This window comes from Streptomyces sp. NPDC048566 (genome assembly GCF_043199735.1).
In the GTDB taxonomy this organism is placed as follows: domain Bacteria; phylum Actinomycetota; class Actinomycetes; order Streptomycetales; family Streptomycetaceae; genus Streptomyces.
This window is the reverse complement of the sequence record NZ_JBICWL010000002.1, coordinates 599023-613878: the sequence shown is the minus strand read 5'-3', so window position 1 is coordinate 613878 and position 14856 is coordinate 599023. Positions and strand designations below refer to the sequence as shown.

The window sequence follows — 14856 nt, the reverse complement described above, 5'->3', positions numbered from 1 at the left end:
GGAAGCCTCCGGCCCGGTGGCACCGCGGCCACCCTAGGACTGGGACGCTGCCTCCATGGCCCAGTCGGCACACCTCACCACCGCCGTAGACGCGATCGTCGCCCGGCTGCGGGCGCTGGACGCGACGCTGCCGGAGCGGGACGGCGTCGCGGTCTTCAACCGCGTCTACCTCACCGTCACCGAGGAGTTCGACCGGCGGCTGGACTCCGGGTTCTTCCCGGACCGCCGTGCCGCCGCGGCGCTGGACGTGCGGTTCGCCGAGCGCTATCTGGCGGTGGCCGAGGAGGGCCGGGCGCCGGCCTGCTGGCGCCCGCTGCTCCAGTTCCGCCGTCATCCGGGAGTACGGCCGCTGCAGTTCGCGCTCGCGGGCATCAACGCGCACATCGGGCACGACCTCGCGCTCGCCGTCGTGGACACCTGCCGTACGCTCGATTGCGAACCGGCCGATCTGGAGGACGCGTTCGACCGGGTGGGCGACCTCCTCGCCTCGCTGGAGGAGTGCGTCCGCGAGGACCTGATGCCGGGACCCGACCTGCTCCAGATCGCCGACCCGCTCACCCATCTGCTCGGCGCCTGGAGCCTGGAGCGGGCCCGCGAGGCGACCTGGTCCGCGGCGCGGGCCCTCTGGGCCCTGCGCGAACTCCCTGACCTGGCCGAGGAGTTCGCCGAGCGCCTGGACGCCGTCGTCGGGCTGGCCGGCCGGATGCTGCTCACTCCGCTGCCGCGGTGATCCGGCCGCCCAGCGCGGCGCGAAAGACGGAACAGCCCTTAGTCCTCCGGGAGTTCGACCGGTGCGATCTCCTCGTAGAGGTCGCCGGGGCCGGGGTTCGTCGGGTCGGTCGTGCCGCCGAGCTGGTGCATGACGCCCCAGACCGCGTTGAGAGCGGTCTGGACGGCGCCCTCGGCCCAGCCGGCCGTCCAGGAGATGTCGTCGCCGGCGAGGAAGATGCCCCGCTTGTCCTCGGGCAGCGCGTCCTGCATGAAGTGCGTGAACAGGCGGCGCTGGTACCGGTAGTGACCGGGCAGGTTGGCCTTGAACGCGCCCATGAAGTAGGGCTCGTTCTCCCAGGACACGGTGACCGGGTTGCCGATGACGTGGCTGCGGATGTCGACCTTCGGGTAGATCTCGCCCAGCGACTTCAGCATCACCTCCATCCGCTCGTTGGCCGACAGCGGCAGCCACTTGAGGCTGTCGTCGCACCAGGTGTACGAGAGGCAGATGACGGCCGGCTTGTCGGGGCCGTCGTCCAGGAGGTAGGTGCCGCGCGTCATCCGGTCGGTGAGCGTCATCGACATCACGTCACGCCCGGTCTCCTCGTCCTTGTCGAGCCAGAACGGCCGGTCGACGGGCACGAAGAGCTTGCTGGACTCCATGTAGTGGGTGCGCTCGATCGCCGTCCAGTGGTCGATCGGGAAGAGCGAGTCGTCGCAGGCGACCTTGGAGAGCAGCATCCAGGACTGGGCGGTGAAGATCGCCGCCTTGTAGGTGCGGATGTCGCCGTTCGCGTCCGTCACGGTGATGCCGTTGCCCGCGGTGCGGTGCAGCCGGGTGACCGCCGGGCGCGGGGTGCCGGCGTGCAGCGACGACAGCGAGGTGCCGTACGCCCAGTGGACGATCTTCTCCGGCTCGCGCTCCCACAGCCGCAGCGGCAGCTGCTGGGAGCCGCCGACGATGCCGCGGTGGTGGTCGTCGGCCTCGGTGTAGACGACGCGCAGGATCTCCAGGATGGAGTTGGGGAAGTCGGTGTCCCAGCCGCCGGTGCCGAAGCCGACCTGGCCGAAGATCTCCCGGTGCCGGAAGGACGTGAAGGACTCCGAGTCGCACAGGAAGCCGTAGAAGGTCTGGTTGTCCAGCTTCTCGACCAGGCGCGACCAGATCTCCCGGATGCGCGGGACGTCGCGCTCGCGCATGGCCTGGTTCATGTCGGAGAAGTCGGCGCCATCCTCCAGACACGCGTTCCAGGCGTTCATGACGTCGCGGTAGACCTGCGGGAGGTCGTCGACGGAGGTCGCGTAGTGGGACTCGCCCTTGAGGTCGACGACCGTCGAGGGCGTGGACTCCGCGAGCGGGTTGGGGAACGGACTGGTCTTGAGGCCGACCAGGTCGATGTAGTGCTGGAGGGCGGTGGAGGAGGGCGGGAAGCGCATCGCGCCCATCTCGGCGGTCAGCGAGGGGTCGCAGCCCTCGAAGCCGACGGTGCGCAGCCGGCCGCCGATCTCGTCGGCCTCGTACACGACGGGCTTGAGACCCATCTTCATCAGCTCGTAGGCGGCCACGATGCCGGACAGCCCGCCGCCGATCACCGCGACCTCGGTGCCGTGCTCGGTCGCCGGTATCTGGCCGAGGCCCGCGGGGTGCGCGAGGAAGTCGTCGTAGGCGTAGGGGAAGTCCGGGCCGAACATGGTGATCGGCGGCTGCTGCACGTCGGCGTGCTGGACGGCGTTGGGCACGGTGGACGTCATGGGGTACGGACTCCTTGCGCGAAAAGCGGGTGAGGGGGAGGTCGGCGGGGCCGGGCCGGAGCGGGGTTCCGGGGCGGCCCGGTGGTCAGACGAGGGCCCCGTAGAGGCCGGGGCGGCGGTCCAGCAGGTAAGGGTTCGTCTCCCGCGACGCGGCCAGCAGGACGGGGTCGGCGTCGGCCAGGACGAGTTCCTCGCCGCGGCCCGCCCGGGCCCGGGCCACGCCGTCGGGGCCGGCCAGCGTGGAGAGGCCGACGAACTCGAACTCCCCTTCCGGGCCGGTGCGGTTGACGTACGCGACGTACATCTGGTTCTCGAAGGCGCGCACCGGGACGACGGACTCGGCGACGAACTGGAAGGGGTGCATCTGCGCGGTCGGCACGAGCAGCAGATCGGTGCCCGCGAGGGCGTGCGCGCGGACGTTCTCCGGGAACTCGACGTCGTAGCAGATCATCAGGCCGACCCGGAGGCCGTTCAGCTCGGCCTGCACCACGGTCCGGTCGCCGGGGGTGAAGTGCTCCCGTTCGAAGCAGCCGAAGAGGTGGGTCTTGCGGTAGTTCGCGAGCCGGGCGCCGTCGGCGGAGATCAGCTGGACGGAGTTGTACACGTCGGGCGTGCCGCCGGCCGGGGCGCCCGTGCCGCGGTCGCGCTCGGGGTAGCCGTAGGCGACGGCCACGCGGTGCCGTTCCGCGATCTCGGCGACCGCGTCGGCGGAGTCGCCGTCGGCGGGCTCGGCGAGGCGTCCGACGCCGTCACCGATGGCATAGCCGGTGAGGAACAGCTCGGCGGTCACGAGGAGCCCTGCGCCGGCCGCCGCCGCCCGGCCCGCGGCCTCGTCGAGCACCGTCAGGTTCTCGGCGACCGAGCCGGGGCGGCCGGAGCTCTGGAGCAGGGCTGTGCGCATGCGTGTTCTCCACCGGTACGGAGGGGGTCTGGGGGGCCTGTTAGACGGTACGGTCGGCGGCCTCGGCCGGACAAGAAGAACCCGTTGCGCGCCACCGAACGATTCGTTGCGTGCGGGGACCCGGCGACGGCGATTCATTGCGCAGCCCCCGGCGGCCCCCCGCCGCCCCACACAGCGGGGAGACGCAGGTCACAGGCCGGTCCCGGCGTCCGGTCGGCCGGCGCGGCCGGAGTCCGCGGGGGCACCGCCGGACCGCCCGCGACCCTCCTTCCGCCCGGCACCGCGCCACGGCCGCGACCTCCGTCGCCGTCGCGCTCCGCGTGGCCCGGCGGGCACGCGGATCCGGGCTCCCGGACCGGACCGCACGCCCACGTCGAACGCACCCGACGCCCGAGGACGGTGCCGGCCCCGCCGGCGATACGGCGGTGCAGCGGCCCCCCGACCGCGCTGCGGGCCGGGTGCTCCGGTGGGAGGGTCAGGCGGGTCCGCGGCGTCCCGGGCCGACGTCACCGGACGGCGTCGGGCCGCCCCAGGCGATCATGGCGCGCAGCCGGTCCGGGGTCACCCCCTCCAGGCTGCTCAGCACCGTGCGCCCGGCGGCCGGGCCGATCGGCGCGAGGGAGGGCACGGCGAGGACCGCGCAGCCCGCGGACTCGGCTGAGGCGACGCCGGTCCGCGTGTCCTCCACGGCGACGCAGGCCGCGGGGTCGACGCCGAGCGCACGGCAGGCGGCGAGGTAGGGATCGGGGGCCGGCTTGGTGCGCTCGGTGTCGTCGGCGGTGACGGAGACGGCGAAGCGCTCGGGACCGAGGGCCGCGAGGACGGTGTCGGCGATCGCCCGCGGAGAGGCGGTGACCAGGGCGGTCGGAACGCTCTCCCGGGCGAGGGCGTCGAGCAGTACGGTCGCCCCGGGCCGGGGCACGATGCCGGTCCGGACCCGCTCGCCGAACGCACGGTGCAGGTCGCGGGCGATCGTCCCGGCCGGTGACGCGCTGGTCGCGGCCAGCCAGCCGGCGGTGTGCTCGACCGCGCGCCCGAGCACCTCGGGCTGGTCGGCGTCGGTGAGCGTGTGGCCGAAGACCCCGGCCACCTGCTCCACCGCCTCCCACCACAGTCGCTCGGTGTCCACGAGGGTGCCGTCCATGTCGAACAGGACGGCCTGGAGGGGGAGTCGGGCGGCGATCTCGTGGCGCACGGTGACCTCTTTCTTCGGTGGGGGATGTGGGGGGGGTACGACCATGGCCGCAGGGCGGCGGGGCCCCGGGGCGTGCGAGGGCCGCGGGGCGGGTTGTCGCGCGCGGACGGGAGCCGGACGGGGCGGCCGACCGCCGGGCCGACCACCGCAACCCCGGCGGTACGGGGGTGGGCGCCGGGCTCGCCGGGCCCACCCGGCCATGTAAGCCGGTTTGCCTCCCTCGCGAGGCGGACCCGCACCGCGGGGGTCCCGAACGGCCCCGTGCCGGCCGTCGGACCGCCGGAGGCACGCCCCGCGGGACGCGCTCCTACCGGCGCCGCACGTCACCGGGAGGGCGGCCCTGCGGACGGGCGCGGGGCGGCCCACCGGCGTTCGGCACTCCCCTGCCGGGCGGTCCGGCCTCACCACGCCGGACCGGTCGCCGCCGGCGGGCACCCGCCGGCCGCGGCCGGACTCCCGGCACCGGAGCCCGGACGGCCCCGGGGGAACGCGGCCCGGCGCCTGCCGTGCCTCGCGCCGGAAGCGGGACCGCGCGGGGGCGAACCGCACGTCCGCCGGCACCCCGGCGCCCGGTGGGCCGACCGGAGGGCGCGGGTCGCCGAGGCCACCCGGACGACGGCCCGGAGGCCGCACGATCGTCCCGCGGCCGGGCCGCCGGACGGCGCCCCGGCGCCCCTCCGACGACGGGCCGCTTGCGCGCCCGCCGGGAGCCGACGGCCCGCCGGGGCCTGCCCGCGGCCCCGGACCGGCGGAGCCCCGGGCAGCCGGCCGTGGTCTCCCGGGCGCTCCGGGGATCGCGGCCCGCCCCGGCCTCGGCGCGAGCTACCGGCCGCCCACCGCCCGCGGGTCGGACGGCCGCGCCGGCGCCCGCGGGCGGCGCCGGGCACGTCGCGCCGGATCGGGACCGAGGAGGAGACGTCCGGTGCTCAGCTCGTGCGCGCGGCGACGAGGACCGGCCGTTCCGGCAGGGTCACCGTGACCGCCGCGCCCGGGGCGAGCGCCGCGGCCTCGTGCGTGGGCAGGTCGGCCTTGACCTCGGTGCCGCCGGCCAGCCGCACGGTGACCCGGGTGGCCGCGCCGAGGAACGCGGTGCCGACGAGCCGGGCGTCCCCCGCCTCGTCGGCGCTCACCCGCACGGCCTCCGGCCGGACCAGCACGTCCACCTCGCGCTCGGCGGGCGCCTCCCCGTCCACCGGCAGCCGGCGGCCGAGGACGGACACGGACCCGCCGTCGAGGGTGCCCGGGACCCGGCTCATCGTGCCCACGAACTCGGCCACGAAGGCCGTGGCCGGCCGTCCGTACAGCGCGGCGGGTTCCGCGCACTGTTCGAGCCTGCCGGACCGCATCACCGCGACCCGGTCCGCCATCGACAACGCCTCCTCCTGGTCGTGGGTCACGAACAGCGTGGTGATGCCGAGTTCCCGCTGGAGCCGGCGGATCTCCTCGCGCAGCGACAGGCGCACCTTGGCGTCCAGGGCGGAGAGCGGCTCGTCGAGCAGCAGGACCCGGGGCCGCAGCGCGAGCGCGCGGGCCAGCGCGACGCGCTGCTGCTGTCCGCCGGAGAGCTGGTGCGGATACCGCTCCCCCTTGTCCGCGAGACCCACCAGGTCGAGCAACTCGGCTGCTCGGGAACGCCGTTCGGCCGTGCGGACCTTGCGCATCCGCAGCCCGAAGGCGACGTTGTCGAGGGCGCTCAGATGGGGGAAGAGGCTGTAGGACTGGAAGACCATCCCGGCGTCACGCCGGTGTGCCGGGACCCGGGTGACGTCCTCGCCGTCGACCAGCACCTCACCGGAGTCGGGGTGTTCGAAGCCGGCGAGCATGCGCAGCGCGGTGGTCTTGCCGCAGCCGGAGGGGCCGAGCAGGGCGAGGAGTTCACCGGGCCGGACGGCGAGGTCGAGGCCGTCGAGCGCGACGGTCGGGCCGAACTCCCGGCGCAGTGCGCGGAATTCGACAGTGGCGGGCCGGTCGGGCGTGGCGAGGGTCATGGTCATCCCCGGGAGGCGGAAGCGGTACGGGAGCGGCCGCCGAAGACGGCGAGCGCGAGGAGCAGGGCCCAGGTGACGAACAGGCTGAGCACGGAGACGGCGACGGACAACTGGGCCTGTGAGCCGCCGACGTTGTAGATCCACACGGCGAACGGCTGGTAGCCGAGGAGCCGGGCGACCGTGAACTCGCCGAGCACCAGGGCGAGGGTGAGGAAGGAGGCGTTGAGCAGCGCGCCGCGCAGGTTGGGCAGTACGGCGCGGACCAGTGCCTGCGGCCGGCTCGCGCCGCAGCTCCGGGCGGCCTCGACGAGGGTGCGCACGTCGACGGCACGGAGTCCGGCGTCGAGGGCCCGGTGGACGAACGGCAGCGCCATGACGACGTAGGCGAGGACGAGCACGACCGGGAAGTCCGGGTTCTGGACGGCCACGAAGGTCTGGAACAGCGGGGTGCGCGAGAGGTGGTCGGGTCCCCACTTGAGGACGGTGGCCATGCCGGCGACGAAGGCGATCGGCGGGACCACCAGGGGCAGCGAGCACACCACCTCGACGACGGGCCGCAGCCGGGGCGCGCCGAGCCGCAGCGCGACGGTGGCCGGGACCGTCAGGAGCAGCACCACGACGATGGTGGCGACGGCCAGTTCCAGGGAGAGCAGCAGGCTGGGGACGAACCCGTCGGCGGAGACGATCCGGGTGTAGGCGTCGAAGGTGACGCCGTGACCGGGCACGTCGACCGTGAAGACCACGGACGCGGCCATGGGCACCAGGAAGTACAGGCCGGCGAGGGCGAGGACCACCCAGCGCCACGGGTTCAGGCGAGCCATCGCGCGCTCCGTCGTTGCAGGGGCAGGTACACGGCCATGACCAGGCCCGCGACGAGGACCATGTCGAGGCTCAGGGCGAGCGCCACGTTCTCCTGGCCGACCAGCACGTTGCCCGAGATGGCGTCGGCGATCTGCAGGGTGACCAGCGGGACGGCGCTGCCGACCATGGCGGCGGCGGTGGCGTACGCGGCGAAGGCGCTGCCGAACAGGAGCACGCCGCCGCCGAGCAGGGAGGGCGCGAGGACGGGCAGCGCCACGTGCCGCCAGTACTGCACGGAGGTCGCGCCGTTGTTCAGCGCCGCCTCGCGCCACTGCGAGCGCAGTCCGTCGAGGGCGGGCGTGATGGTGAGGACCATGAGCGGGATCAGGAAGTACAGGTAGACGATGACCAGACCCCAGAAGCTGTAGAGGTTCCAGCCCTTGTCCGCGAGGCCGAGGTGCCGGGTCAGGACACCGGAGTTGCCGAGGGTGGCGACGAAGGCGAAGGCGAGCGGGACGCCGCCGAAGTTGGCGAGGACCCCGGAGGCGGTGAGCACGGCCTCGCGCAGCGCGCGGAAGCGGGAGGTCACCACGGCCTGGGCGAGGGGCAGTCCGAGGAGGGTCGCCAGGATCGCGGAGACCGCGGACAGCTTGACGCTGCCGAGGAGTGCCGTGAGGTAGGCGCCCTGGAACGAGTCGGTGAGGTTCGCCGTGGTGTACGAACTGGCGCCGGTGACCTCGTTCTTGACGGTGAAGGCGCCGTTCAGCATGGCGAGGGCGGGGATGCCGAAGGCGATCGCGGCGAAGACGAGCAGGGGCAGGACGGCGAGCAGGCCGGGGGCGCCGCGGCCCCGCCGCTGCCGACCGGCAGCGGCGGGAGACACGTCGGCCGGGGCCTCGGTGAGGGCGGCGGTCATCCGGAGACGGCCTTGCCCCAGCCCTGGCCGAGCACGGTCTTGGCCTTGTCCTGCTGGTCCTCGGTCGGGAAGCTCGGCGTGCCGGAGACGGCGGGGAGCTTCGCGGCGGCCGTCTTGTCGAGCGTGCCGGCCTTGTCCATCGCGGGCATCAGGACGGGGCGGGCGTAGCCCTTGAGCCAGAGGTTCTGGCCCTCGGCGCTGTACACGTACTCCTGCCACAGGCGGGCGGCGGCCGGGTGCGGCGCGTCCTTGTTGACGGCCTGGGAGTAGTACTGGGCGTACCGGCCGTCGGAGGGGATGGCGACCTTCCAGTCGACGCCCTTGGACGTGAACTCGTCGGCGTAGCCGGCGTTCAGGTAGTCCCAGTCGATGCTGATGGGCGTCTCGCCCTTCTCGACGGTGGCCGGGGTCGACTCGACGGGCGTGTAGTTGCCGTTCTTCTTCAGCCGGGCGAAGAAGTCGAGGCCGGGCTGGATGTCGTCGAAGGAGCCGCCGCCGGCCAGCGCGGCGGCGTAGACGCCGCCGAACGCCGAACCCGACTTGGTGGGGTTGCCGTTGAGGGCGACCTGGCCCTTGTACTGCGGCTTGAGCAGGTCCTTGAAGGTCGTGGGGCACTCCTTGACCTTCTTGGCGTCGCAGCCGATCGAGATGTAGCCGCCGTAGTCGTTGTACCAGCGGCCGGCGGCGTCCTTCTGCTCCTCGGGGATGTCGCCGAAGGCGGCCACCTTGTACGGGGCGAGCAGTCCCTGCCGGGCGGCGCTCAGGGCGAAGGAGCTGCCGAGGTCGAGGACGTCCGGGGCGCGGTCCTGGCCCTTGCGGGAGGTGACGGCGTTGATCTCGTCCTGGCTGGAGCCGTCGGGGCTCTCGACGTCGATCTTGATGCCGTACTTCTTGGTGAAGCCGTCGATCAGGGCGCCGTAGTTGGCCCAGTCGCGGGGCAGGGCGATCGCGTGGAGCGTGCCCTCCTTCCGGGCCGCCTCGGCCAGGGCGTCGAGGCCGCCGAAGTCCGCGGCGGAGGTCGCGGTGGCCGCGCTCTTGCCGTCGGCGGTGGTCGCCTTGTCGTCGGGGGCGGCGCCGCAGGCGCCCAGGGCGAGAGCGGCGACGACGGCGAGGCCGCCGGTGCGGAGGGCGGTCCTCGGCAGGAACACGGTCACGGTCTCTCCAGATGACACACGAGGGTGAGGTAGGACGGAGAACTTGTCTGAACAAGTTGGCCCCAGTAGGCCCGGCACGGGTGTCTCGTTCGTGAACTCCGTCGAAACCATGGCCCTTGATTCGCTGCACAATCCCGGCTGCCGCGGACGACCGCGCCGGGTCGATTAGGCTGATCACGCTGTGCACACCGGTCCGTCCAGAGGGGAAGCATGCCGGCGCGACACGAGGAGATCGCCGAGGAGCTGCGGCGGGCGATCGGCCGCGAGGAGTACACGGTGGGCAGCCTGCTGCCGGCGGAGACCGACCTCGCCGCCCACTACGGCGTCTCGCGCGGGACGGTGCGCCAGGCCGTCGCGGCACTGACCGCCGAGGGGCTGATCGGCTCGCGCCAGGGCGCCCGGCGCGTGGTGCTGGCGAGCCGGCGCAGCCAGAGCTTCGCCGAGTTGCGCAGCTTCGCCCAGTGGGCGCGGGCGATGGGGCGCGAGGCGAGCGGGCACGTGGTGGCGCAGGAGTACCTGCCGGCCACCGCCGAGGACGCCGTGCTCCTCCAACTCCGTGAGCGCACGCCGGTGCTGCACGTCCTGCGGGTGCGCGGCCTGGACGGCGAGCCGGTCCTGCTGGAGCGCACGGTGTACGCGGACTGGATCTCCGCCGCCGTGGCCGCCGTCGAGCCCGAGTGCCCGTCCGTCACCCAGCGCCTGTTCGAGGACACCGGCCTGGTCTTCGCCTACGGCGAGCACGTGATCGACGCCGTCGCCGCCGGCGCGCGGGACGCCGAGCTGCTCGGCGTCCGCCGGACCAGTCCGCTGCTGCGGGTCCGCCGCGTCACCACCACGCGCGAGGGCCGTCCGGTCGAATGGTCCGACGACCGCTACCGGTCCGACGCGGTGAGCTTCAGCGTCCACAACTCGACGGGCAGCAACGCCCTGGCGAGGAAGACGGCCGGCTAGTGCCGGGGACCGGCGCCGGACGGGCACGGGCTGCCCGGCGGGCGCCGGGCGCCGGGCCCGGTCCGGGAACCGCCCGCGGGAGCATCCCGCGCGGCACGGGAAGGCGTGCGGGCGGCCACCGCGGCCCCGCGGCCCGCGTGACCCCGCCCGCGGGCACGGAGAGGGCCGGGGCGGGGCCCCGGGTCTCGCGGACGTCCCGGCTGCCGCCGGTGCCCCGCACGGCACGCTCGCCGCACCGGGCGGGAACCCGGGTACGGGATGTATGCGGGCGTCCGCCCGGCACGCCGACAGCACGCGCCCGACGCCGCGCGGCGCGCCCTCCGGCCGAACGACGGGACGTCCGCAGCCCGCTAGGCGGGCGACCCCGAGGAGAACCTCCGCAGCAGCGGCGAGAGCACGAGAACGGACTTCGTCCGCTCCACGAAGGGCTCCCCCGCGATCCGCTCCAGCACCCGCTCGAAGTGCCGCATGTCCGAGGCGAAGACCTGGACGACCGCGTCCGCCTCACCGGTGACGGTGGAGGCGGCCACCACCTCCTGGTACCGCTCCAGACCGCGCTGGATCGTCTCCGGCGAGGTGTTGCGGCGGCAGTAGATCTCGACGAACCCCTCGGTCTCCCAGCCGAGCGCCGCCGGGTCCACCCGTACGGTGAACCCGGTGATGGCACCGGTGGCCCGCAACCGGTCCACCCGTCGCTTCACGGCGGGCGCGGACAGGCCGACCTGTTGCCCGATGTCGGCGTAGGAGCGGCGGGCGTCCTCGGCGAGGGCGTGCACGATGCGTTCGTCGAGATCGTTCAGCACTGCGGGTGGTTCACTTTTCTGGGAGGGTCCTACGGTTGCTCGGCGACGGGTTCCGCGGTCGCCATCCGGGACCGGCGGTAGCCGTAACTGAAGTAGAACACGAGCCCCACGGCCATCCAGACACCGAAGACCACCCAGGTGACGGCGGAGAGACTGGCCATCATCCACAGGCACAGCAGGAAGCCGATCGCGGGCAGCACGGGCGCGAGCGGCACCCGGAAAGTGCGGCGCATGCCCGGGCGCGTCCGGCGCAGCACCACGACGGCGACGTTGACCAGCGCGAAGGCGAACAGGGTGCCGATGCTGGTGGCGTCGGCGAGCTGGCCGAGCGGGATGGCGGCGGCGAGGACACCGCAGAACAGCGAGACGATCACCGTGTTGGCGCGCGGGGTGCCGGTCTTGGGGTGGACGCGGCCGAAGACCTTCGGCACGAGACCGTCGCGGGACATGGCGAACAGGATGCGGGTCTGGCCGTACAGCACCGTCAGCACGACGCTCGCGATGGCGATGACGGCGCAGGCGGCGAGCAGCGTGCCCCAGAAGGTCTGTCCGGTGACGTCCTTCATGATCTCGGCGAGCGTGGCCTCCGAGTCGCCGAATCGGCGCCAGGGCTTCGCGCCGACGGCGACGGCCGCGACGAGGACGTACAGGGCGGTGACGACGACCAGCGACAGCATGATCGCGCGCGGCAGGTCGCGCTGCGCGTCCCGGGCCTCCTCGCCCGCCGTGGAGGCGGCGTCGAAGCCGATGTAGGAGAAGAAGAGGGTGGCACCGGCCGCGCTGACGCCCGCCATGCCGAGCGGCATGAAGTGCTCGTAGTTGCCGGAGCGGAAGCCCTGGACGCCGATGGCGCAGAACATCACCAGCGCGGCGATCTTCACGGTCACCATGATGGTGTTGGCGCGCGCGGACTCCTTGGCGCCGCCGAGCAGGAAGGCCATGGCGAGCAGCACCACGACGAGGGCCGGCAGGTTGAAGACGCCCCCGTCGCCGGGCGGCGCCGACAGGGCGTCGGGGATGGTGACGCCTATGGTGCCGTCGAGCAGCTCGTTCAGGTACTCGCCCCAGCCGACGGCGACGGCCGCGACGGAGACGCCGTACTCCAGGACCAGGCACCAGCCGCAGATCCAGGCGATCAGCTCGCCCATCGTCGCGTAGGCGTACGAGTAGGAGGACCCGGCGACCGGGATGGTGCCCGCCAGTTCGGCGTAGGACAGGGCGGAGAAGAGCGCGGTGAGGCCGGCGATGACGAAGGACAGCGTGACCGCCGGGCCGGCCTTGGGCACGGCCTCGCCGAGGACGACGAAGATGCCGGTGCCCAGGGTGGCGCCGATGCTGATCATGGTGAGCTGCCACAGTCCGAGGGAGCGGCGCAGCGAACCCCCGTCGCCCTTGCCGCCCTCGGCGACCAAGCGCTCCACGGGCTTGCGGCGCATCAGGCGGGCGCCGGTCCCCGGGGACGGTGGGGAGGGGGTGGTTCGGGACTGCGGGGGTGCGCCGTGGTCGAGCACGCGGGGGGCTCCTTCATCGCTGCCGGTCGAAAAGGGCGGGGACCGGCGGCACCCCTGACAGAAGGGACCCGCCGAGCGGGGTCCCCGCCACACCTGTGTACCGCGCTCGACCCTATGAGCTGGGACTTCACGGGCGTAATGCAGCAACCTTGCGCGCCGTCGCATGATCGTTGCGTTCCGCGCGACCTGATGGGTGATCGTTGCGCGGGGCCTTTCGATGGTTGCACAAAGCGTCTCTTCGCCGGTGAAAAGGGTGCGCGGGACGATGGTCCGACGCTCCGTCAATTCCGCCCGGCCCGGCGCCCGTCCGCTCCTCGCGCGCGGCCGGGGAACGCCGACGGCCCCCGGCCCCTCGGAAGGGGCCCGGGGGCCGTCGTGGCGCCGCCGGACCGGTGGTCCGGTGGTCCAGTGGTCCGGTGGTCCGGAGCGAGAGGTGCCCGCCGGGCACTAGCTCCAGCTGGCGTGCAGCGGCTTGCCCTCCGCGTAGCCTGCGGCGCTCTGGATGCCGACGATCGCGTTGGCGGCGAACTCCTCCAGGGAGTTGGCGCCCGCGTAGGTGCAGGACGAGCGGACACCGGCGACGATCGAGTCGATCAGGTCCTCGACGCCCGGGCGGGACGGGTCGAGGAACATGCGCGACGTGGAGATGCCCTCCTCGAACAGCGCCTTGCGGGCCCGGTCGTAGGCCGACTCCTCGCTGGTGCGGTTCCTGACGGCACGCGCCGAGGCCATGCCGAAGGACTCCTTGTACCAGCGGCCCTCGGCGTCCTGCTGGAGGTCGCCGGGCGACTCGTAGGTCCCGGCGAACCAGGAGCCGATCATGACGTTGGACGCACCGGCGGCCAGCGCCATGGCGACGTCGCGCGGGTGGCGGACACCTCCGTCGGCCCACACGTGCTTGCCGTACTTGCGCGCCTCCGCCGAGCACTCCAGGACCGCGGAGAACTGCGGCCGGCCGACGCCCGTCATCATGCGGGTCGTGCACATGGCGCCGGGGCCGACCCCGACCTTGATGATGTCGGCGCCGGCGTCGATCAGGTCCTTGACGCCCTCGGCGGCCACGATGTTGCCCGCCACGATGGGCACGCGCGGGTCGAGCGCGCGCACCGTGCGCACGGCGGCGATCATCGACTCCTGGTGGCCGTGCGCGGTGTCGATGACGAGGGTGTCGACGCCCGCGTCGAGGAGCTGCTTGGCCTTGCCGGCCACGTCGCCGTTGATGCCCACGGCGGCGGCGATGCGCAGCCGGCCGTCGCCGTCGGTGGCCGGGGTGTACAGCGTGGCGCGCAGGGCGCCCTTGCGGGTGAGGATGCCGGCGAGGCGGCCGTCCGCGTCCACCGCGGGGGCGTAGCGGCGGTTGGCGGCGTCGAGCCGGTTGAACGCCTCGCGGGGTTCGATGCCGGCGTCGAGGAGCAGCAGGTCCCTGGACATGACCTCGGACAGCTGGGTGAAGCGGTCCACGCCGGTGAGGTCGGCGTCGGTGACCACGCCGACCGGGCGGCCCTCCTCGTCCACCACGACGCCCGCGTTGTGGGCGCGCTTGGGCAGCAGCGCCAGCGCGTCGGCGACGGTCTGGTGGGGCGCGAGGACGATCGGGGTGTCGAGCACCAGGTGGCGCCCCTTGACCCAGGAGACGACCTCGGTGACGACCTCGATCGGGATGTCCTGCGGGATGACGACCAGGCCGCCGCGGCGGGCGACGGTCTCCGCCATGCGCCGGCCGGCGATGGCCGTCATGTTGGCGACGACGAGCGGGATGGTGGTGCCCGTGCCGTCCGGGGAGCTGAGGTCCACGCCCTGGCGCGAGCCGACCGCGGAGCGGCTGGGCACCATGAACACGTCGTCGTACGTCAGGTCGTACGGGGGCTGGATGTCGTTGAGGAAACGCACGTGCTGCACATCCCAGTCGATCAGAGGTGGCCCCCGGACAGGTCAGCCAGGGGGAAGAGCACGTACTTCATTGTCCCATGACGGCCGGTATGCGATGCCCGGACGGATCGTCCAGGCAGGTCAGGGGGGCCTGGTCGGATCCTCCAAGGACGGGGGCGACCGCGTGCACGGCGTCCGGCCCTCGGGGGTGGCCGGCGGGCGGCTCCGGGATCCTTCGGGGCGGGCGGCGGAGCCGGTCGGGTCTCCCGGGGCGGGCGGAGCGGCCGTGCGCGGCGGTGGACGT

11 protein-coding genes and 1 pseudogene are annotated in these 14856 nt (G+C 73.5%); 2 read left to right on the top strand and 10 right to left on the bottom strand.

The genetic code is table 11. The features are described 5' to 3' along the window. Nucleotides 1-55: 55 nt before the first annotated feature. Nucleotides 56-730, top strand: coding sequence for a DUF5995 family protein (locus tag ACGFS9_RS06595; protein ID WP_393251194.1), 675 nt, complete (start codon nt 56-58; stop codon nt 728-730). 38 nt (nt 731-768) lie between these two features. On the opposite strand, the gene ACGFS9_RS06590 is transcribed toward ACGFS9_RS06595, so the two are convergent. The 7 genes and pseudogenes from ACGFS9_RS06590 to ACGFS9_RS06560 all read right to left on the bottom strand — a co-directional run bounded on the left by ACGFS9_RS06590 (nt 769) and on the right by ACGFS9_RS06560 (nt 9418). Continuing rightward, nucleotides 769-2463, bottom strand: a complete 1695-nt coding sequence (locus ACGFS9_RS06590; protein ID WP_393251193.1) for a flavin monoamine oxidase family protein — start codon at nt 2461-2463, stop codon at nt 769-771. Between the two features lie 85 nt (nt 2464-2548). Beyond that, nucleotides 2549-3364 (bottom strand): carbon-nitrogen hydrolase family protein, encoded by an 816-nt coding sequence (locus tag ACGFS9_RS06585; RefSeq protein ID WP_393251192.1) that lies wholly within the window; start codon nt 3362-3364, stop codon nt 2549-2551. Between the two features lie 520 nt (nt 3365-3884). Next, a pseudogene (locus tag ACGFS9_RS06580) lies at nt 3885-4559 on the bottom strand (HAD family hydrolase); the annotation flags it as partial. Nucleotides 4560-5485: 926 nt separating this feature from the next. After that, a complete protein-coding gene (locus ACGFS9_RS06575) occupies nt 5486-6553 on the bottom strand; it encodes an ABC transporter ATP-binding protein (protein ID WP_393251191.1) in 1068 nt (355 codons plus the stop codon). Continuing rightward, the gene (locus tag ACGFS9_RS06570; protein WP_393251190.1) at nt 6550-7368 is read right to left on the bottom strand and encodes an ABC transporter permease; all 819 of its coding nucleotides are present in this window, start codon (nt 7366-7368) and stop codon (nt 6550-6552) included. The genes ACGFS9_RS06575 and ACGFS9_RS06570 overlap by 4 nt, the downstream gene beginning before the upstream one ends. Further along, nucleotides 7356-8264, bottom strand: coding sequence for an ABC transporter permease (locus tag ACGFS9_RS06565; RefSeq protein ID WP_393251189.1), 909 nt, complete (start codon nt 8262-8264; stop codon nt 7356-7358). The genes ACGFS9_RS06570 and ACGFS9_RS06565 overlap by 13 nt, the downstream gene beginning before the upstream one ends. Further along, on the bottom strand, nt 8261-9418 hold the full coding sequence (locus ACGFS9_RS06560; protein ID WP_393251188.1) for an ABC transporter substrate-binding protein: 1158 nt from the start codon (nt 9416-9418) through the stop codon (nt 8261-8263). The genes ACGFS9_RS06565 and ACGFS9_RS06560 overlap by 4 nt, the downstream gene beginning before the upstream one ends. A gap of 210 nt (nt 9419-9628) precedes the next feature. On the opposite strand from ACGFS9_RS06560, the gene ACGFS9_RS06555 reads away from it, so the two are divergent. Then, nucleotides 9629-10369, top strand: coding sequence for a GntR family transcriptional regulator (locus ACGFS9_RS06555; RefSeq protein WP_393251187.1), 741 nt, complete (start codon nt 9629-9631; stop codon nt 10367-10369). Between the two features lie 350 nt (nt 10370-10719). Here ACGFS9_RS06555 and ACGFS9_RS06550 read toward each other — a convergent pair whose 3' ends face one another. The 3 genes from ACGFS9_RS06550 to ACGFS9_RS06540 all read right to left on the bottom strand — a co-directional run bounded on the left by ACGFS9_RS06550 (nt 10720) and on the right by ACGFS9_RS06540 (nt 14573). Beyond that, nucleotides 10720-11172: an Lrp/AsnC family transcriptional regulator gene (locus ACGFS9_RS06550; RefSeq protein ID WP_366700981.1), complete on the bottom strand. Its 453-nt coding sequence runs from the start codon at nt 11170-11172 to the stop codon at nt 10720-10722. 29 nt (nt 11173-11201) lie between these two features. Continuing rightward, a complete protein-coding gene (locus ACGFS9_RS06545; protein ID WP_393251186.1) occupies nt 11202-12683 on the bottom strand; it encodes an amino acid permease in 1482 nt (493 codons plus the stop codon). A 447-nt stretch (nt 12684-13130) separates the two neighbouring features. Further along, nucleotides 13131-14573: a GuaB1 family IMP dehydrogenase-related protein gene (locus ACGFS9_RS06540; RefSeq protein WP_393251288.1), complete on the bottom strand. Its 1443-nt coding sequence runs from the start codon at nt 14571-14573 to the stop codon at nt 13131-13133. Nucleotides 14574-14856: the final 283 nt, after the last annotated feature.